The organism is Nocardia iowensis (assembly GCF_019222765.1).
In the GTDB taxonomy this organism is placed as follows: domain Bacteria; phylum Actinomycetota; class Actinomycetes; order Mycobacteriales; family Mycobacteriaceae; genus Nocardia; species Nocardia iowensis.
Genome location: NZ_CP078145.1, coordinates 4911727 through 4931220, shown reverse-complemented (window position 1 = coordinate 4931220; position 19494 = coordinate 4911727). Strand labels below are relative to the sequence as shown.

Sequence of the window (19494 nt, the reverse complement as noted above, 5' to 3'; positions counted from 1 at the left end):
GCCCGGTTTTCGGTGCGCGACCCGACAGGAGCAGTGATGGAATCATCAGCCCGGATTCTGGAGAACCTCGACAGCGTGCTGCCGCATATCGCCAAGCGTGCGGGCGAAGCCGAACGCGCGCGCCAACTTCCGGACGATCTGTTCGCCGAGCTGACCGCCGCCGGGTGCTTCCGGATGCTCGTGCCACGCTCGCACGGCGGAGCCGATATCGGCCTGCCGGACGCACTGCGTGTCATCGAGCGGGTCGCGCGGGCGGACGGCGCTGCCGGGTGGCTGGTCGCCGTGCTGAGTTCGGCGCCGCTGATCTTCGGCCTGCTGCCGGACGCGTCATTCGACGAGATCTACGCTGCCGGACCGGATGTCATCGGCGCGGGAGCGCTCGCCCCGAAGGGTGCCGCGGTCGAGGTGGCCGACGGCTGGCGGGTGACCGGACGGTGGCCGTTCGTCAGCGGGTGCCGCTACGCCGAGTGGTTCTACCTGCACTGCGTCGTCTTCGAAGACGGCAAGCCGCTATTGGATACCGCGCAACGTCCGGTGATGCGCATGATGGTGGTGCCGACTGCCGCGGCCAAGGTGATCGACACATGGCAGTCCTTGGGCTTGCGTGGCACCGGCAGCCACGACGTCCGGGCCGCCGCGACACAATGTCCGGCGTCGTACAGTTGCACGGTCCTCGGCGAGGCGGGGGTGCGCCGCCAGGACGGGCTCGTCATCAACGACCAGCTCGGCTTCGTCATCGGTGCGGTCGCGGTGGGTATCGCGGCGGGTGCGCTGGCCGAAATCTGCGAGCTGGCCGCGGTGAAACGACCCGCGTTCAGCGCGCAGGGACTGGCACAGTCACCGGTGTTCCAGGACCGGCTCGGGGAAGCGCAGATGAAACTCGTTGCGGCACAGGCTTTACTGGCCGACCAGGCGCGAGTCGCGGTCGAGCCGAGCCCCGAACCGGTCGACCGGCTCACCTTGCGGGCGACCGGTGCGACGGTGACCCGGCTGGCGGCGAGCGTGGTCGACACCGCCTACGAACTCGCCGGTGGCTCTTCGGTTTTCGACAGTTCACCGGTGCAGAGGCGGTTTCGGGACATCCACAGCGTGACCCAGCATGCGGTGACCGGGCGTGAGTTCTTCCGCACCCTCGGTGCGGGGCTGGCCGGGCTGGAAGGCGATGCGGTGTGGCGCTGAGAGTCAGGACGTCGCGGCACGATCGGATAGGTAGACCGGCAGCCGGGCGAACGATCGGAAACTCGCACCGAGTTGGCGAACGGGCGCGCCCGCGGGTTCGATCGTGGGGAATCGTTCGATGAGCCCGGTGAACAGGACCGTGGCCTCGATCCGGGCGAGGCTGGCGCCGAGGCAGTAGTGGATGCCGCCGCCGAAGGACAAGTGCGGGTTGGGGTCACGGGTGACGTCCAGCTGCTCTGGATTGTGAAACTGCCGTTCGTCGTGGTTGGCCGAACCGATCGACAACACCACGACCCGCCCCGGTTTGATCGTCCGGCCTGCGATCGCGATGGGTTGTTTGGTGAGCCGAGCGGTCACCTGAACCGGTGCGTCGTAGCGGAGGAATTCTTCGATGGCGTGGGGTATGTGGGTGGGTTGTCGGCGGAGTAGTGCGAGTTGGTCGGGGTGTTGGAGGAGTGCGGCGGAGCCGGTGGCGATGAGGCTGGTGGTGGTTTCGAAGCCGGCGAAGAAGAGGAAGACGGCGTTGTCGACGATGTCTTCGTGGGTGAGGCGGCGTCCGTCGTCTTCGGCGGTGAGCATGCGGGAGAGCAGATCGTCGCCGGGCCTGCGACGGCGTTGCGCCAGTAGTTCGTCGATGTAGGCCCGCAACCAGGTGACCGCACGGCCGCCCGCGAGACGCTCCTGCTCGGGGACCACCGCGGCGAATGCCTTACCGAGGTCGATCGCATGCGGCCGGACCTCGTCCTGGTCGTCGGCGGAGATGCCGAGTAGTCGGCAGACCACCATGACCGGAAGCGGAAAAGCGATGTCCGCGACCAGATCCAGAGTGCCCTTGGCCTGAGCGTTGAGCAGCAGGTCGTCGACCAGCGTGGTGATGTCCGCGTGCAATCGCCGGACCAGACCAGGACTGATCGCCTGCCCCATCAGTCGGCGCAGGTGCGTGTGATCCGGCCGGTCCCGGCCGAGGATGATGCGCTGGAAGAACGATCGAATCGGGGTGTCCCCGGCCGAAAACCGGTGATACGCCTCCGGAAATTGGTGGGCCAGCCGCGGATCCGACAGCAGCGCGGCCACATCCACGTATCTGGTGACCAGCCACTGCGCGGGCCCGCCCCGGCACAACGCCCCGGCCTGCCGCAGTTCCGCGTACTTCGGATACGGGTCATTCAGCATCGTCAGGGTGTGCGCCTCTATCCGGGGCGGCAAGCCGGATTTGTCGACGTCCACCTGGTCAGTATCGGTGCGCTGTTGTTCGTAAAGCAATATTGTCGACCGCAGCGGCAATTGCTGTTTTCCTCGTGTCATCAAAGGGGTTTCGATGACCATTCGCGAAGAACCCGCATCGACCGGACAGCGGCTGCTGTGGTTCCTGGAGCGATATCGGGATCGGCACGGCGCGCTCAACTGTCCGACCCTGTGCCGCCTGCGCGGTGCAGTCGACTCGGCTGTCGTGGATTCCGCATTGTCGGCCCTTGTCGAACGGCACGAAGCGCTGCGGACCACATTCACCGGTAAGGGCCGGGAATTGACCCAGGCCATCGGGGAGCCGATTCCGGTGCGGGCGAATGTCGTTGATCTTTCCGGGCGGTCCGATGCCGCCTCGGTCGCTTTCCAGGAGGTATACCGGGAACTGCGCACGCCGATCGACGCGACCGTGCGCCCGCTGCGCGCGGTGTTGTGGAAATTGGGCGACCGGGAAGCGATTCTCTGCCTCAATGTGCACAATATGTTGTGCGATCTGTGGTCCAGCACAATCCTTTTGGAGGACTTCGCCGCCCTACTCGACGGCCGCGATCCCGAGCCCGTCGACTGGCAGTTCGCGGACTTCGCCGCGGCAGAACGGCGCTACCTGGCCGGTCCGCAAGGCCGCCGCCACCGCGAATACTGGGAGGCTCGCCTCGCCGGGTTGCAGACACTCGAGCTGCCGCTGAAGCCGCTCGAGGCGGGCGTGACCGGAAAGCGGACGAGCCGCAGTCGCACGCTCGGTCAGCCGGTGTCCCAACAGCTCGCGCAGTTGGCGCGGGACTGCCACACCACGGTGTTCGCGGTGCTGCTCGCCTGCTTCTACGTCCTGCTGCACCGCCTCAGTGGACAAACCGACCTGTCGGTTGCTTCCTTGTTCGCCAACCGTTCCCGGCGTGAGACGCAACGTACCGTCGGCCAGCTCACGAACCTGCTTGTGCTGCGTAGCTTTTGCGCGCCGGACGACACGTTCACCGAACTCGTAGGCCGTGCGCACGAGGCGGTCGTCGGCGCGTTCACCCACCAGGGCATGCCCTACCATCTGCTCCGCACCAAGGCCAGCGGGGCGGGGACGCCGGTGGACAGCGTCGTCTTCCAGGCCGCGGCCGCCCCGATCGAGCGGACGATCACCGCGGGTGACATCGCCATCGAGGCGCTGGTTCCCGATGTGCTCAGCCGCTTCGACCTGGAATTCGCGGTGATGCCGTCCGCTCATGACACGGCGGTCCGGGTGTTCTTCACCGAGCAACGACTCGATCCGGGCACCGCCGACGCGATGCTCGCGGACTATGCAGAGATCGCCGCCGCGGTTGCCGCGGCACCGGGACGTCGCATCCGTTCACTCGGTTGACCGGCGTCCGCGGCTGACGGGCTTCCGCACAGCCAGCTGCGTTCGTTCAGCCCAGCTGCGTTCGGCCGAGTTATGTTCGTTCGGCCGAGTCGCGTCCGCTCAGCCGACCTGCGTCGCATCGGCCAGGTCGCCGCGCTGTGCCAGTTCGGCGACCACGTAGTCCCCGACATCGCGCATCGTCGCGATCTGGCGAGCCCTCGCCTCGTCGATCGGTTCCAGATCGAACTCGTCCTCGAGGGTGAAGGCCATCTCGATCAGCGCCAGCGAATGGAATGCCAGGTCGTCGACCAGGCGGGCGTCGCCGTTCGCGTCGGCACGGTCGGGTGCGGGCGCCAGTTCGAGGATGAGAATCCTGATGAGCGAGCGGATCTCGTCCTCTGAACGCATGCGTCCGTTGTCTTCGGGCAGTGAGTCGTTCACGAGCGTCGGCCTCCTGTAGCCAGCTTCGGTTCCTGGGTGTCGTACAGCACGGTCCCCGGCAGCTGCCCGGTGACGAACGCGTTCCACAACTGACGGCGGCGCACTTTGCCGCTCGATGTCCGCGCGATGGCGCCGCGCGCGGCGGTGACGAGCACGATCCTGGCGGTCTCGGTGCGCCGCCGCAGCAACGCGACCAGAGTGTCGATCGCGGATTCGCTCAATTCCTGTTCGAGCATCGCGACGACGGTGGGCTGCTGCCGATGCATACCCAGCAACACCGCGCACCGGTGTGCGCGCAGGCCCAGGCCCGCCATCGCGGCCTCCAGATCTTCGGCGAAGACCGTGGTGCCCCGGATCTTGATGCTGTCGCCGAGCCTGCCGAGCACGAACAGCTGCCCGTCGAGGACGAAACCGGCGTCGCCGGAACGCAACTCGCCAGCGCTGAGGGTGGTCGTCCTGGTGTCACGACTGTCGGCGTAGCCGTCGGCGACCGAGGACCCGCGCACCACGATCTCGCCGACGGTGCCTTCGGGTAATTCGGCTGGTCCGTTCGAGAGTTCTGCCCGATCACTGTCGACGATGCTGACGGTCAGTCCCGCGAGTGGTCGGCCGCATCCGACTATCGGCTGCCCGTCCGGCACCTGACGCAGTGGGGATCCGACCGCGAGCGCATCGGGATCGACTATGGCGCAGGTCCAGTCTTCGTCCAGCGGTACTCCGGTGACGGCCAGCGTCGATTCCGCGAGCCCGTACGCGGGCAATAGCGCCTGGCGGGAGAGCCCGAACGGAGCCAGCGCCGCGTGGAATCGCCGCAACGAATCCGGATCGATGTGCTCGGCGCCGATGATGACGGCCCGCCAAGCCGTGAAGTCGCAGTCCGTCAAGGCATCCGGGGATACCCGGCGGGTCACGTATTCGAGTCCGAAATTCGGCATCGCGGTCAGCCGTGCGCCGAACTCGCCGAAGCATCGCAGATATCGCGCTGGCTCGCGGAGAAAGTCACCGGGTGCGAGCAACCACAGATCGCCGCCCATGACCACCGGCGCGACCAGGCACCCGATCAGGCCCATGTCGTGATGGACGGGCAGCCACGATGCCGTGGCATCGGCCGGTGTCCAGCGCAGCCACCGATGGATCGCGGCGACATTGCTCGCCAGCGCCCCGTGCGACACCTCGACACCGCGAGAACGTCCGGTGGAGCCGGAGGTGAATTGGAGCAGCGCCAAATCGCGCGCTGACGTTCGGCCGGTCCGGTCGGCTGGTTCGGTCGCGGGCACGTCGCCGAAATCGGCGACCGGTGGCGCGGCGGCCGCATCGGCCAGGATTTCTCGGATGGTGTCGACCAGTTGGGCATCGGCCACCACGAGAGCCGAACGCGCCGTGTGTACGAGGCCGTTGACATGGTCGGCGTAGGCGGCGATATCGCCGAAGACCAGCGGCGGCGCCGCCGGTGACGGCACGGCCCCCGCCAGCATCGCACCGAAGAACGAGGCGACGAAATGCGGGCCGGAACTCTGAATAAGGGTGACCCGCTGGCCGTTACCGATGCCGCGCTGGGTCAGCCCGGCCGCGAATTGTCGAGTCAGCGCGGCAAGGCGCGAATAACTCCAGAAATCCCAGGTGCCGTCCGGACCGGAAAACCGGATCCCGTTGTCTTCGGCCGGGTTTTCGAGCCAGTCGAGTACCGATCGAGCTGCTGCCAACAATTCCACCGCCTGCGCGAATAATCGCCTTGATCGAAAGACTGGAGAACGTCCGGGCCCCGGCCCCGTCCGAACGATGATGCCCTGAATTGTATGCGCGCCATCGTCGGGCGACACCGCCGTCCGATTCGATTCGCAGGCCGTATGTTTCGCTGCCCCGATCGCGGTGCACGTCGATGACACCGGGACACCTGCGGACTAGCGTGCAATTCATCTCATCGCGCCGAGCCCGCCGGCCGCCCGGCCGCGTGTCCCGCCGGCGAGACGCGATTCCCGCGGAAGAGCCCGACCGGCGTCTCGATATGGGAGAAATAATGACGCTGCGACTCCACTGGTTCATTCCCTCGCACGGCGACGGCCGCAATATCGCGCGCCCGGCCGGTGGTGGAACCACGACCGCCGCCGACGTCCGCCGCGAGCCGGACATCGACTATCTCGCCCAGGTCGCCATGGCCGCCGACCGGCTCGGCTTCACCGGAGCGCTGGTGCCGTCCGGGCTGTTCTGCGAAGACCCGTGGCTGGTCGCCGCGGCGCTGAGCGGGCAGACGACCCGGCTCCAGTTCATGGTCGCCTTCCGGCCCGGCCTGCTGTCGCCGCTGACGGCCGCGCAGATGGCCACCACCTGTCAGCGGTTGTCGGGTGGGCGCCTGCTGCTCAATGTGGTGATGGGCGGCGACGAAGACGAGCAGCACCGGTACGGCGATTGGCTCGGTCACGACGAACGCTACGAGCGGGCAGGCGAATTCCTCACCGTCATGCGCGGCGCGCGCGAACATCCCCCGTTCCATTTCGAGGGGAAGCACTACCGCGTTGCCGCGGCAACGCTGACCCGTCCCTGGCCCAGCGCGCCGCCGGTGTTCTTGGGCGGTTCCTCCGACGCGGCGCGGACGACCGCGGCGCGACATGCCGACGTTTACCTCGCCTGGGGTGAGACGCCGCCGCAGATATCGCGAATGTTCGATCAGGCACGCGAATGTGCCGCGCGGGAAGGCAGATCCATCCAGCTCGGCACCCGCTTCCATGTGATCAGCCGGGACACCGCCGAACTGGCGTGGGCGGAGGCCGATCGCATCCTGCGCGGCATGGATCCGGTCCGGGTGCGCGAGGCGCAGCGCCGCTTCGAACGCTCACAATCCGAGGGGCAGCGCCGAATGGCGTTGCTGCACAACGGCGCATCTGGCCAATCGGCCGCTTCGCTGGAGATCTACCCGAACATGTGGGCAGGCTACAGTCTGGTCCGGCCGGGTGCCGGTGTCGCGCTGGTCGGCAGCCACGAGGAGGTCGCCGACCGCATTACCGAATTACACGCACTCGGCGCCGATCATCTGATCCTGTCCGGCCAGCCACATCTGGAGGAGGCGTACACGTTCGGTGAGGGTGTGCTGCCGTTGCTCCGGCGCGCGGGCCTGCTCGACCCGCCGGACCGGGCCGATGCCGCTGTCCCGCTGACTATTTCGGCACGATGAACGGCCGCGGCGACTTTCCCGGCACGCCACCGGCCGATGCGGCGCGATACCGACGCGACGGCTACTGGCGTGGCGAGCGGCTCGGCGACCTGCTCCGGACCGCCGACGACCGGCAGGCAGGCAAGATCGCGGTCGTCGCCGGACGACGCCGATGGAGCTACGCCGAGCTCGATCACTGGGCGGACCGCATTGCCTGGGGGCTGCTCGAACGCGGTTTTCAGCCGGGTGACCGGGTGGTCGTCCAACTGCCGAACATCGTCGAGTTCGTGGTGGTCTGCGTCGCGCTGTTCCGCGTCGGCGTCATCCCCGTGCTGGCCTTGCCCGCGCATCGCCAGACCGAGATCACTCAGCTGTGCCTGCACACCGACGCGACGGGTTACGTTGTCGCCGACCGATATCGAGGCATGGACTATCGCGCGCTGGCGCGCGATGTCGTTGCGGCGGCACCCACCGTGCGTAGGGTGATCGTGGTCGGAGAGCCGGACGAATTCGTCGCGTTGACCGACCTCGAGTCGACCTCAGCACGGGCGCTGCCCGCGCCGGACCCGTCGTCGGTGGCGCTGCTACTGCTCTCCGGCGGCACCACCGGAACCGCGAAACTGATCCCGCGAACCCACGATGACTACGCGTTTCAGCTGCGCGCGACCGCCGAGCAGATGGGATTCGACGCGGCGGGCGTGTATCTCGCGGTAGTTCCGGTGGCGCACAACGCCGGACTCGGCTGTCCCGGCGTCCTCGGCGCGCTGCGCGCCGGCGCCACGGCGGTGCTGGCCGCGACCCCGAGCCCGGACGAGGCGTTCCCGTTGATTGCCGCCGAACATCCGACGCTCACCACCCTGATGCCCTCCTTCGTGACGTTGTGGCTCGATCTGGCAATGGAATTCGACGCGGATCTGTCCGGGCTCGTGCTCGAAGTCGGCGGGGCACGGCTGCCGGAACAGATCGCCAGACGGGTCGAGCCGGAGCTCGGCTGCACGCTGACCCAATGGTTCGGGATGGGGGAGGGGCCACTGGTTTTCACCCGGCCCGGCGACGATCCGGAGCGCCGGTACACCACCCAGGGCAGGCCGCTGTCCGAGGCCGACGAGTGGCGAATCGTCGACGACGCTGACCACGAGGTGCGGCCGGAAACCGTTGGCCACCTGTTGTTCCGGGGGCCCACCACGATTCGTGGCTACTACCGGGCCGAGGCCGCCAATGCGAGCGCCTTCACCGCGGACGGATTCCTGCGCACCGGTGACCTCGCGCGGCGCACCGCCGACGGCTGCCTGGTGGTGGAGGGCCGGGTCAAGGACATTGTCAATCGCGGGGGCGAGAAGGTATCCGCCGAGGAGGTCGAAGCCCACATCCTGGCTCATCCCGCGGTACGCCGGGTGTCCGTCGTCGCGGTGCCGGACCGGCTGATGGGTGAGAAGACCTGCGCTGTAGTCGTTTCTGGCGCGGCACTCACCCTCGGTGAGCTAAGGGACTTCCTGGACGGGCGCGGCGTCGCGGAGTACAAGTGGCCGGATCAGCTGGCGACGGTAGCGGAATTGCCGCTCACCCACCTCGGCAAGGTGGACAAGGTCGCACTTCGCCGCGACCTTGCCGGTAAAGCGGATTCGCGTCAGGCCAGCGTGATCGACTCACCGCGCAGATAGCCGTCCAGCGCCTCGGCCGCCGACCCGAACGAGGGCGGATGATAGGCCAGCGCCCGCGAAGCGGCCAGCAGGTACCCCACGTCGGCACCGGTGATGAAGCTCAGCCCGCCCGCCAGAGCGGCGGCGTGCATGCTCGCGCCCTCGATCGCCCGCTGCACCCCGTAGCGGATCAGCAGCACTTTGCCGAGATCGGCGCTGCCACCATCGACCTCGCCCGCGACGCCTTCGAGTGCGGCCATCGCGGTCTCCAATGGTGCCGCGACCTGGCATCGTTCGCTCGCGGTGCCGCGCTGCTCGCGGATCACCCGTTCGGCCAAGCCACTGGCTATACCAAGGTAGGACGCGCAGATCAGCAGCTCGAACCAGACGAACCCACGGGTGTGCACCGGATCCATTCGGTCGCCTGCCTGTTCGGCGACCACCGCCAACTGCTCGGGCACGAACACGTCGGTGAGGACTATTTCGTCGCTTTCCGCCCCGGCGAGTACGGGGTTGGCCCAGAACGGTTTTCGGGTGATCCCCGGACTGTCGGCGGAAATCTGCAAAACGACCAATGCCGGTTCGCCAGAGGTACCGAGGTCTGCCGGTATCTGGGCGCTCGCCGTCAGCACATCCATCGACCAGGTGAGGCTGCACGGCTTCTTCGATCCCGTCACCAGGAAGCCACCTGGTACGCGCCGCGCATGCAGCGCGGGCTTCAGGATGTGCTGGCCGGGTCGGCCTTCGGCGAAGCCGGACGCCACCAGCATCGATTTGTCGGCGATCGAGCGCAGCAGCAGCCATTCGGCGCCCTGGTTGCTCTCGGCAAGGGCGGTCACGGTGGCGACCGAGAAATGGTGCATGGTGCTGGCGATCGCCAGCGACGGGGCACGCGCCGCCACCGCGCGCTGGATGCGGACGGCGTCGACGGCGCTCGCGCCGCGCCCGTGATACCGCTTCGGGACCAGCAGCCCCGGGCCGCCGCTGCTGCGGAACAGCTCGATCGCGGGGCCGCGTGCTCGCTCGCATTCGGCGAGGAGCATCGCGTCGAGGCCGTCGGCCAGCTCGGGTAGGAAGGCGGCCAGGCACGCGCGCTCGACTCGCAGGAATTCCATTACGCTCTACCGATTTCCAGGGCGGCCGCCTGTAAGGCCGACAGCAGCCAATCCACGTCGGACGCGCTCAACAACGCGGGCGGCGTCAGTCGCAGCACCTGGTCGGCGTTCAGGGAGTAGGAGGTGATCACCCTGCGGCGCAACATTTCCCGCATCATGTTCAGCGCCGCGCCCGCGCCGACGAATTCGATGCCGATCAGCAGTCCGCGCCCGCGCACCTCGCGGACCAACTGCGGGCAGCCCGCGAAGACGAGCTCGCGGACCTGCGGCAGCAGCAGCGCCCCGAGTTCAGCGCTGCGGGTGACCAGATGTTCGTCCGCGATCACCGCCAACGCGGCGCGGATAGCCGCGGCGGCGGCCGGATTGCCACCGAAGGTGGACGTGTGCAGGAACGGGACCCGGTCGAACGGCCGATGCACCCGCGACGTCGCCAGCGCAGCGCCGACGGGGTAGACGCCGCCGCCGAGAATCTTGCCGGACAACAGGATATCCGGCGCCACGTCCTCGAACGAGCAGCCCCATTCGCGGCCGAGCCTGCCGAGTCCGGTCTGGATCTCGTCCACGATGAGCAGGGCGCCGTGCGCGTCGCAACGCTCCCGCACTGCGGCTAGATACCCGGCCCGCGGGATCCGGACGCCGCCTTCGGCTTGGACCGGCTCGACGATGACCGTGGCGGGCCCGCCGGTCGCCAATGCGCTGTCGAGGGCCGCGATATCGTCGAACCGGACGTGCTCGACGCCGGGCAGCAACGCACCGAAGGGCTTGCGGTAGCGCTCATTTCCGGTGACCGACAGCGCACCCATGGTCTTGCCGTGAAACCCGTTTTCCATGGCGATGATTCGATGACGTCCCGTCGCCCTGGCCAGTTTGAGGCCGATCTCGACGGCTTCGGCACCGGAGTTCGTGAACGTCACGTGCGCCAGCCCCGGCGGCGCGATACCGATCAGCGCCTCGGCGGCCCGCACGATGTCCGGGTCCACCAGCAGGCGGGAACCGAGCGGCCGGGTACGCACCTGCCCGACCACCGCGTCGACCACTCGCGGGTGGCAGTGACCGAGCAAGAACACTCCGTAGCCACCGCACGACAGGTATTCGACGCCCGCCTGGTCGACGACATGACAACCGCTGCTCGACTGCTCGACCGGGGCGCCGATCGAGCCGAGCATGCGCGCCATCGCCTTGCTCAAGAGCCTGCCGTGACCATCGAGTACATCGGCGGCCGGTGCTGCCGGTCGAGTCGTCTGCCGGGTCATCGCCGCACCGGCTCCGGCGGCGGTTTGCGGAGGTCAGCTGCCACGTCACCGATGCTAAGACCGCGGCGCGGTGCCGCGACGGGTTCGCGGCAGTTCTCGTCCGGTCGGGTGGAACGGGTAGTGGCCGAGAGCTTCTCGGTGCGGTGGCGGGCCGGATACGATGGCGCGACGAATCGCGAGGAGCGAGTATGTCCGATCCGTTGGCGCAACCGATCCTGACCGAGGACACCGATCCGTACTGTCTCGACGACCGCGCGTCCGACGAACTACTCGCGGGCGCGCCGTGGCGCAGATACGCGGTGCTGGGGGACAGTGTCGCCGCGGGCACCGGGGATCCGAGCCCCGGCTATCGGACCATCCCGTGGGCGGATCGCGTGGCCGCGGCATTGCGTCGGGTGCAGCCCGACCTCGCCTATCTGAACACCGGCAGGCTCGGCGCGGTGACTGGTGAAGTCGTTGCCACGCAACTGGATCCGGTGCTGCGGTTCGAACCGGACCTCGTCCACGTCAACTGCGGGGCCAACGACCTGTTGCAGCCGGAGCCGGATGTGCGGGCCATCCGCGCCAACCTCGACACGATCTGCACGGCGATAGGTGAGATCGGCGCTCGCATAACGATGTTCACGTTCGTCGACGTCAAGATCAGGCCGCGCAGACCTGCACTGCGTGCACGATTGCAGGCGCTGATCGATCTCACCGACGACGTCGCCGCCTGCTACGACGCGATTCTGGTCGACGTCTCGGAGCACCCGGCCCGGCTGCGGTCGAATCTGTTGAGCGCGGACCGGATGCACTTCTCGATGGCCGGACACGCGGTATTGGCCGCGGAAATGATCAAGGCGCTCTCCGCGCAACGATAGCGGCTGCCTACCGGGCGGGACTATTCTGAGCGTGCGCGCATCCAGGACCTTCTTCGAGGGGAACGCAAGATGCAGTCGAAATGGTGGACGCTGATCGGTGTTTGTGTCGGCGTATTCATGATCTTGCTCGACGTGACGATCGTGAACGTGGCGCTACCGGACATCCAAACCCACTTCACCGCGACGCTGACCGACCTGCAGTGGGTGATCGACGCCTACGTCCTCACCCTGGCGGCCTTCCTGCTGACCGGTGGGACCGTTGCCGATCTCGTCGGCCGTCGGATCGTCTTCGCCTACGGTCTGGTGATCTTCACCCTCGCGTCGCTGCTGTGCGGCCTCGCGAACGGTGTCCTGATGCTGTCGCTGTCCCGTGCGTTGCAGGGGGTCGGCGGCGCGATCATGTTCGCGACGTCGCTGGCGCTGCTCGCCGCGGCATTCCCGCCGAAGGAGCGGGGTATCGCGTTCGGCGCGTTCGGCGGGATCACCGGCGTCGCGCTGGCCATCGGGCCGGTGCTCGGCGGCGCCCTGACCAGCGGACTGTCCTGGCGCTGGATCTTCCTGGTCAACCTGCCGGTAGGCATCGCGGCCCTGCTGATCACGGTCTTCGGGATGACCGAGTCGCGTGACCCGGCACAGCGCCGCGTCGACGTGCCGGGCGCGATCACCTTCAGTGCGGCGCTGGCCCTGCTGGTCTTCGGCCTGATTCGCAGCCATCCCGACGGCTGGGGATCGGTTGTCGTCCTCGGCTCGTTGATCGGTGCCGCGGTGCTGCTCGTCGCGTTCTTCGTCATCGAGAGTCGTTCCGCGACACCGATGTTCGATCTGAGCCTGTTCCGGGTGCCCAGCTTCAACGGCGGGCTGCTCGCCGCCTGGGGCATTTCGGCCTCGCTGTTCTCGCTGTTCACCTTTATCGCCATCTACCTGCAAGGCGCCATGCAGTATTCGGCGTTCGAGGTCGGGCTGTGGTTCCTCCCGATGACCGTGGTGATCTTCTTGACGGCGGGGCTGGCGGGTTGGCTCAGCAATATGGTGCCCTCCGGCCTGCTCATCGCGGGCGGTTTCGTCCTGGTCGCCGTGGGGCTGTGGCTGATGCGCGGCAGCGACCCGGCCGGAAGCTGGACGCATTTCCTGCCGGGGTTCGTCGCCGCGGGCGCGGGCGCGGGATTGCTCAACGTCCCGTTGGCGGCCGTCGCGGTCGGGGTGGTCGCCCCGGAACGTGCGGGGATGGCCTCGGGAATCAATTCGACCTCGCGCCAGGTCGGGATCGCGATCGGCGTCGCTGCGCTCGGCAGTCTGCTCGCCGCACGGATACAGGACAGCGTGCGTTCGTCCCTGTCCGAGGGGCCGCTGGCCGAGCACGCCGACCGGTTCGCCATGGCGGCCAGCAAAGGACAAGCGGGCACGGCACTCCAGTCGCTCCCCGAACAACAGCGTGGCCTCGCGGCACAGACTGCCGCGCAAGGCTATTCGACTGCGCTCGACGAAATCCTGGCCGTCGGTGCCGGTATCGCAATCATCGTGGCAGTACTGACCGCCGTGCTGATCAGGCAGCGAGACTTCGTGGCCGGCCCCGAAGTCGACGCCGAGGAACCCAAACCGGCCTGAGCCCGACCGCCGCGGCGGCTGGCGCGCACGCCCGAGCGGGAAACAAGGGGGAGTTTTGCGCAAAGTCGTGATCGTCGGTATCGGTAGTCGCGGAGATATCGCGCCACTGACGGGGATCGGTGTTCGTTTACAACAGGCAGGGCATCAGGTCGTGGTGGCCGCGCCCGCGCTGTTCGCGGACCTGGTCAGCGGCTGCGGGCTGGAATTTCGACAACTCGATGCCGATCTCGGCATCGACGCGGACCTCTCGGATGTGAATCCCCTTCGGGCGCTCGCGGCCTTCTGGGCGCCCAGCGGCGTCCGCGCGACCGGCGAAGGAGTGCTGGCGGCTCTGCGCGATGAGCCTGCCGACGCTCTGCTGCTGTCACCGCTGGCCGAGTTGGCCGGACATCCGCTCGCCGAGGCGAAAGGCATTCCGTCGGTTGGTGTGCGATTGCAGCCATTATCGGCCACTGCCGAGTACCCACCCGCGGTCCTGGGCGCCTGGTCGGCCGGTGCTGGTGGCAACCGGCTGGCCGCCGGGGCGGGCGCATGGGTTGTCGATCGCCTCTACTCCGGTGTCGTCGGTGAGTTCCGGCGACAACTGGGGTTGCCCAAGATGTCGACCCGAGCATTGCGGCGCCGTCGAACTGAGGCCGAATGGCCGGTACTGCACGGGTATTCGACCACGGTGGTGCCGCGACCGGTCGATTGGCGGCCGAATCTCGAGGTGGTCGGCTACTGGTGGCCTGCCCGCCCGAAGGCGTGGCGGCCACCGGCAGAATTGGTCGCGTTCCTCGACGCTGGACCGGCTCCGGTGTTCGTCGGTTTCGGCAGCCTGGTCAACACCGAGCGACAGGCCGCGCGGCTGTCCGATATCGTGCGCCGCGCCTTGCGTGCGGCCGGCGTGCGCGGCGTCATTCAGGCCGGTTGGGCAGGTCTCGAGGCGGTCGATGAGGGTATATCGACGATCGGCGAGGTGCCGCACGACTGGCTTTTCCCGCGAATGGCCGCGGTTGTCCACCACTGTGGGGCCGGGACGACCGCCGCGGGACTGCGCGCCGGTGTGCCCGCAATCGCGGTGCCCGCCATGGGGGACCAACCTTTCTGGGCACGACGCCTCACCGAACTCGGCGTCAGCGTCGCGACCATTCCCCACCGCAAACTGACCACCGATCGGCTCGTTTCAGCGATTCACACCGCTGTGACCGACCCCTCACTACAGGACAATGCCCGGCAGCTGGCCGATCGGATCGCCGTTGAAGACGGTGCCGGACAAGCCCTCACCATCCTCGAAACCTTGCTCGACACAGTCGACGAGATCCCCTGAAGTCCAAGTGAATTCGGACAACCAGCGTTGTCGCCGGACATCGGTTGTGGTGCCTTCAGGTTGTCAGGTCTAATCGGGTGGTGCCGGTTCCGCCGTATATGCGTCCGTTCGTACTGCCTGTGGCCGAAGTCCGCCGCGAACGTGCGGGTGCCATCGACATCTACCGTCCGCAGGAAATCAACGGCGAGCCGGAGCCGATCATTGTCTTCGTACCTGGCGGGCCACTGCCGCCGGACCTGCAAGCGATGCCGCGCGACTGGCCGGTGTTCGTCGGCTACGGATCGTTGGCGGCAGCTCATGGCGCTGTCGGAATCACCGTGGAGCACCACCTGTATTCGCTGGACGACTACGCGGCCGCAGCGGACGAGGTGGCCGCGGCTGTCGATACGGCCCGAAATCTGCCCGGCGTAGGCCCCGATCGGGTGGCGTTGTGGTTCTTTTCCGGCGGCGGACTGCTCAGTGCCGACTGGCTGCGCATGCCGCCATCGTGGTTACGTTGTGTCGCGGCAAGCTATCCCGTTCTCGCGCCGTTGCCGGGCTGGCGGGTCGATGCGCGGTTCGACCCGGTGGCTGCGCTCGCGTCGGCGACTGGACTGCCCATTCTGTTGACCCGGGTGGGGCGCGAGCGCCCCGAGATCGCCGCCACCGTAGCCGCGTTCAGCGCGGCGGCCACCCGGCATCGAGCCGAACTCGAGGTGATCGACGTGCCGGACGCCCACCACGCCTTCGACACGATCGATGACACCGACGCCTCCCGCACGGCTATCTCGCGCGCCATGTCCTGGGTGACTTCGACGCTGTCGGCGTAACCGGCCGCCGTCTTCGTGCGGGTGTCAGGCGCGGACCGGGGGATCTCCTTCGACCCGGCCCGCTACGAGCACGGCGGTGTGTCGAAGTGAGCAGGACGTGGCGGTCGGGACCGGGTCCGTGGCGCTGATCGCCTAGGAATACGTCGATTGCTACGTAGTAGCCTGTGGTTTCGGCCGGTAGTGCTCGGCAATCGGCGTTCGGAATGCTGAATTTGCGCGACGCCTTTGTCGCTGGGCTGGCGCAGTGTTGTCCCGTGCGGCCCTCAGCCGATGCCGAGCAAGTGACCTATCCCGGTGATGAGCTGATATGCGCCACCGATGATTGCCAGCGGGGTGAGGATCGCGAGCCACATGAGTGCACCCTCGAGATTGTTGACGTCCATGGAAAGCCTCCTAGCTGATCGTTTGATCTGAACATTTACCTTATCAGATATGTATTGCTAAATGTTAGCTAATTCCTGGATCTAGCGAATGGTCGATCGATCTTGTCGGGGTAGCCGCCCGCCGTCTTCGCGGCGGTGGGCGACGGCGTCGAGCCAGTCGCCGATCATGTCGGCGGTCTCGGTGATCAGGCGGTCGCGATCGACGGCGGGTGTCGGGCCGAGGGCGAAGCGCAGGCTTGCCGCGAGGCCAGCGTTCGCCATGACGAAGGCGCGGACTTCGAGTTCTTCCTGCGGGCCCGGGCCGAGCTGGTGCAGCAGGTAGGCCCTGGTGAGCACCAGCAGTCTGCGCTCCAGGTCGGGTAGACCGACACCCTGTACGGTTGCCTCCGCAGCGAGTGCGCGGACCAGCCCCTCCCGCTGTGCCACCACCTCGACGATCGCGCGCAGGCTGGCGGCTACCGCTTCGCGCGGTGACACCGTGAGGCCGGTCAGCACGGTCGCGGCGAACCGCTCCTCCAGCTCGCTCAGCACCCGCTCACGCAGCTCTTCGACGATGTTGTCCTTGTCGGCGAAGTACCGGTACAGCGACCCGATGCTCATCCCGGCTTGCGCCGCGATGCGGTTCGTCGAGGTGTCGGCGATACCGCGTTCGGCGAAAAGCTGAGCGGCAGCGGTCAGAATGCGTTCCCGGGATTCCCGAGCCCGCACCTGCTGGGGGCGTCGCCGCCGGTCAGCGCCGGACATCGGAACCGCCCCTGCGTTGAACCAAAAGAGAGTAGAAGGTGAGCATTCGCTCACTTTACAGTTCGTTCATGGTCACCGACACCTCGAACAGCGCAGCGGCGGACGCCATACCGTCCGAATTCCGATACTGGACAAGGATTACCGATCCGCGAGTCCAGCGGGCACGCCGAATCATGCGCCGCGCCGTCGGCTTCGACCCGCAGCCCGACGAAACCATGGTCAGGAACTTCGCCGCGGCCTACTACCAAGCCGACCCGGTCGCCGAGGCTTTCGTGGACGAGGTCTATCTCGGTGAGCTCGGCCCGAAGGCGGGCCGAGCGATGCTCGATCAGGCACTGGCGCACGGCGTCGAGTCCGTGCCGGACTCTCCGCCGTCGCTGGTCCGGTTGTTCGCCGAATTCGAAAAAGCACCCGAATGGCTGGATCCGGCGCTGGTCGAACAGGGTGCTCGGGTGTTCCGCCGCTGGGGCACTTCGGTATTCAGCTTCGCCACCACCAGCACGCTGGAGATGTATTCGGAAAGCTCGATCACCAAGCCGCTTTCGTACACCGGCGGCTACGCGGGCGAACGCGCGCACAAGCGGCAGCTGGAGACGGTGCGGTTCTGGATCGACGTCTCCGAGCCAGGGGGACTGGCGCAGCGAGGGCGCGGGCGGCAGACCGCCATGCGGGTGCGCATCATGCATGTCTTCTTGCGCCGCAAATTGATTCAGCGGCCAGAATGGGACCGCGCCGCCTGGGGTGTGCCGATCAGCGTGGGCGATGCGACCCTCACGCTGATGGCGGGCAGTGTGGTGCCCGGCCTTGCGCTGTGGAGCATCGGGTATCAGACCACGATCCGCGAAATCGAAGCGACGATGCACTTTTGGCGCTACGTGGGCCACTTGCTCGGTGTCCAGCCGGACTGGTACCCCTTGAACTTTCGAGACGGCGTGCGATTGATGTTCGCCGCGTTCGTCAAACGCGCACACACCGCGGGCACCGACGGCGCGGAGCTGGTGGAGTCCTACCTGCCCGCCTTCGAGCCGAAGCCGGGAACGCCGTGGCCCAAGCGAATTCGCGACGAACTCAACTACCGGATGCAGATCGGCTACACCGCCGTTTGGCTACCACCGGCGACCTACGCCCGTCACGCCATGCCCCGCCGCTTCCCGTGGGTGCTGCATCCCATCCTGCAAGCACCGGTGATCTTCAGCCTGGAGACCCTGCGCCGCACCGTTCCCGGTGTCGACGATCTCGCCGACCGGGTGCAGCGCCGACGCCGCGAAACCTGGTACCGCAATGAGGTCGGCGATCGGGCCGCCGAATTCCGGCCGGTCGAAGAATTCCGAAGGTAGCGGTAATCAGCCATCTTCGATGGAGTACCGTTCCGATGATGGTGGCGGCGGTATCGGTGGCGCCGGGCTGGGATCATCCGCGTGCGGCGGCAGCGGCTCGGATTCTGGTCGAGGTGGGCACCGAGCGCGGAATGACCGTCGGAGCCTGCCTGGCCGGTAGCGGCCTGCGCGCCGAAGATCTGGTCGCGCCGGGCTTTCAGCTGGAGGCGGGGCAGGAATTGACCGTGGCCCGCAACCTGATCAGAGCTCTCGGGGACAGTCCTGGGCTCGGCACCGAGGCTGGTCGCAGGTATACCATTGCCAGCCTGGGGATCTGGGGCTACGCGATCCTGTCCAGCCCGACGTTGCGCGAGGTGCTGCGCCTCGGCGTGCGATACGCCGAACTGTCCTTCGCGTTCATCCAGCCGGTGCTCGAGGAGTCCGGCGCCGAGGTGGCGGTGGTGTTCGATGACGAGCAGATCCCGGCGGACGTGCGCGATTTCTTCGTCGAGCGCGAATTGGCCAAGATCGCGCACCTGCTGCCGGTGGCGGTCGACCCGCGGCACCGGGTGCGCATCGAGACCCGCTTCACGGGCCCGCGCGCGGCGGCATTGGCTGCCGTGCTCGGTGACGTCTCGCTGCGCTCGGGAGCTCCGCGGCACCGAATCGTCGTGCAGCGCACCGCGCTCGACGCCTCCCTGCCGCATGCCGATCCGATCGCCGTCCGCGAACTCGAGGCGCAATGCCTGCGCACCCTCGAGGCTCGGCGCGCCCGCCGCGGTGTCGCGGCGCACGTGCGGTCGCTGGTGCTCGCCGAGCTCGACACCGGACCGACGATGGCACGGATCGCCGACTACCTGCACATCGACGCCCGCACCCTGCGCCGCAGGCTGCGGGCTGAGGGCACCACCTACCGCGAGCTGGTCGACGAGGTGCGCGCGGCGATCGCGGACGAACTGCTCGCCGCCGGCCTCACCCTCGCCGACGTCGCCCGCCGCCTCGGCTACCACGACGCGGCGGGATTCTCCCGTGCCTACCGGCGATGGACGGGCACGGCGCCCGGCCGGTCCCGTCGCTGAGCTGTCCGCAAGGCGCTGAGCTGTCCGGAAGGCGCTGAGCT

16 protein-coding genes are annotated in these 19494 nt (G+C 67.7%); 10 read left to right on the top strand and 6 right to left on the bottom strand.

Annotated features, from left to right (window positions below; all coding sequences use genetic code 11):
• Window positions 1-36: 36 nt before the first annotated feature.
• Window positions 37-1179, top strand: a complete 1143-nt coding sequence (locus tag KV110_RS22865; protein ID WP_218469325.1) for an acyl-CoA dehydrogenase family protein — start codon at window positions 37-39, stop codon at window positions 1177-1179.
• Between the two features lie 3 nt (window positions 1180-1182).
• Here KV110_RS22865 and KV110_RS22860 read toward each other — a convergent pair whose 3' ends face one another.
• Window positions 1183-2406, bottom strand: a complete 1224-nt coding sequence (locus tag KV110_RS22860; RefSeq protein ID WP_218469324.1) for a cytochrome P450 — start codon at window positions 2404-2406, stop codon at window positions 1183-1185.
• 91 nt (window positions 2407-2497) lie between these two features.
• On the opposite strand from KV110_RS22860, the gene KV110_RS22855 reads away from it, so the two are divergent.
• A complete protein-coding gene (locus KV110_RS22855; protein ID WP_218469323.1) occupies window positions 2498-3772 on the top strand; it encodes a condensation domain-containing protein in 1275 nt (424 codons plus the stop codon).
• 99 nt (window positions 3773-3871) lie between these two features.
• Here the strand turns inward: KV110_RS22855 and KV110_RS22850 are convergent, their stop codons facing one another.
• Both KV110_RS22850 and KV110_RS22845 read right to left on the bottom strand, forming a co-directional pair.
• Window positions 3872-4192 (bottom strand): acyl carrier protein, encoded by a 321-nt coding sequence (locus KV110_RS22850; RefSeq protein WP_218469322.1) that lies wholly within the window; start codon window positions 4190-4192, stop codon window positions 3872-3874.
• A complete protein-coding gene (locus KV110_RS22845; protein ID WP_218469321.1) occupies window positions 4189-5895 on the bottom strand; it encodes an AMP-binding protein in 1707 nt (568 codons plus the stop codon). The genes KV110_RS22850 and KV110_RS22845 overlap by 4 nt, the downstream gene beginning before the upstream one ends.
• Window positions 5896-6209: 314 nt before the next feature.
• On the opposite strand from KV110_RS22845, the gene KV110_RS22840 reads away from it, so the two are divergent.
• Together KV110_RS22840 and KV110_RS22835 are read left to right on the top strand one after the other, a co-directional pair.
• A complete protein-coding gene (locus KV110_RS22840) occupies window positions 6210-7361 on the top strand; it encodes an LLM class flavin-dependent oxidoreductase (RefSeq protein WP_218469320.1) in 1152 nt (383 codons plus the stop codon).
• Complete coding sequence (locus KV110_RS22835; protein ID WP_218469319.1) at window positions 7358-9001, top strand: (2,3-dihydroxybenzoyl)adenylate synthase; 1644 nt, start codon at window positions 7358-7360, stop codon at window positions 8999-9001. The genes KV110_RS22840 and KV110_RS22835 overlap by 4 nt, the downstream gene beginning before the upstream one ends.
• Here the strand turns inward: KV110_RS22835 and KV110_RS22830 are convergent.
• Window positions 8968-10095: an acyl-CoA dehydrogenase family protein gene (locus KV110_RS22830; protein WP_218469318.1), complete on the bottom strand. Its 1128-nt coding sequence runs from the start codon at window positions 10093-10095 to the stop codon at window positions 8968-8970. The genes KV110_RS22835 and KV110_RS22830 overlap by 34 nt on opposite strands.
• The gene (locus tag KV110_RS22825; RefSeq protein ID WP_218469317.1) at window positions 10095-11348 is read right to left on the bottom strand and encodes an aspartate aminotransferase family protein; all 1254 of its coding nucleotides are present in this window, start codon (window positions 11346-11348) and stop codon (window positions 10095-10097) included. Before KV110_RS22825 ends, KV110_RS22830 begins: the two co-directional genes overlap by 1 nt.
• 188 nt (window positions 11349-11536) lie before the next feature.
• Between KV110_RS22825 and KV110_RS22820 the strand changes: the two genes are divergently transcribed.
• The 4 genes from KV110_RS22820 to KV110_RS22805 all read left to right on the top strand — a co-directional run bounded on the left by KV110_RS22820 (window position 11537) and on the right by KV110_RS22805 (window position 15931).
• Window positions 11537-12208, top strand: a complete 672-nt coding sequence (locus KV110_RS22820) for an SGNH/GDSL hydrolase family protein (protein ID WP_218469316.1) — start codon at window positions 11537-11539, stop codon at window positions 12206-12208.
• A gap of 69 nt (window positions 12209-12277) precedes the next feature.
• The gene (locus tag KV110_RS22815) at window positions 12278-13813 is read left to right on the top strand and encodes an MFS transporter (protein ID WP_218469315.1); all 1536 of its coding nucleotides are present in this window, start codon (window positions 12278-12280) and stop codon (window positions 13811-13813) included.
• 55 nt (window positions 13814-13868) lie between these two features.
• On the top strand, window positions 13869-15122 hold the full coding sequence (locus tag KV110_RS22810; protein WP_218469314.1) for a glycosyltransferase: 1254 nt from the start codon (window positions 13869-13871) through the stop codon (window positions 15120-15122).
• Window positions 15123-15202: 80 nt separating this feature from the next.
• The gene (locus KV110_RS22805; protein ID WP_246633921.1) at window positions 15203-15931 is read left to right on the top strand and encodes a dienelactone hydrolase family protein; all 729 of its coding nucleotides are present in this window, start codon (window positions 15203-15205) and stop codon (window positions 15929-15931) included.
• Between the two features lie 464 nt (window positions 15932-16395).
• On the opposite strand, the gene KV110_RS22800 is transcribed toward KV110_RS22805, so the two are convergent.
• A complete protein-coding gene (locus KV110_RS22800) occupies window positions 16396-17058 on the bottom strand; it encodes a TetR/AcrR family transcriptional regulator (protein WP_218469313.1) in 663 nt (220 codons plus the stop codon).
• A 68-nt stretch (window positions 17059-17126) separates the two neighbouring features.
• Here KV110_RS22800 and KV110_RS22795 point away from each other — a divergent pair, with 68 nt between their 5' ends.
• Complete coding sequence (locus KV110_RS22795) at window positions 17127-18395, top strand: oxygenase MpaB family protein (RefSeq protein ID WP_218469312.1); 1269 nt, start codon at window positions 17127-17129, stop codon at window positions 18393-18395.
• A 35-nt stretch (window positions 18396-18430) separates the two neighbouring features.
• Window positions 18431-19453: an AraC family transcriptional regulator gene (locus KV110_RS22790; RefSeq protein ID WP_218469311.1), complete on the top strand. Its 1023-nt coding sequence runs from the start codon at window positions 18431-18433 to the stop codon at window positions 19451-19453.
• Window positions 19454-19494 lie beyond the last annotated feature (41 nt).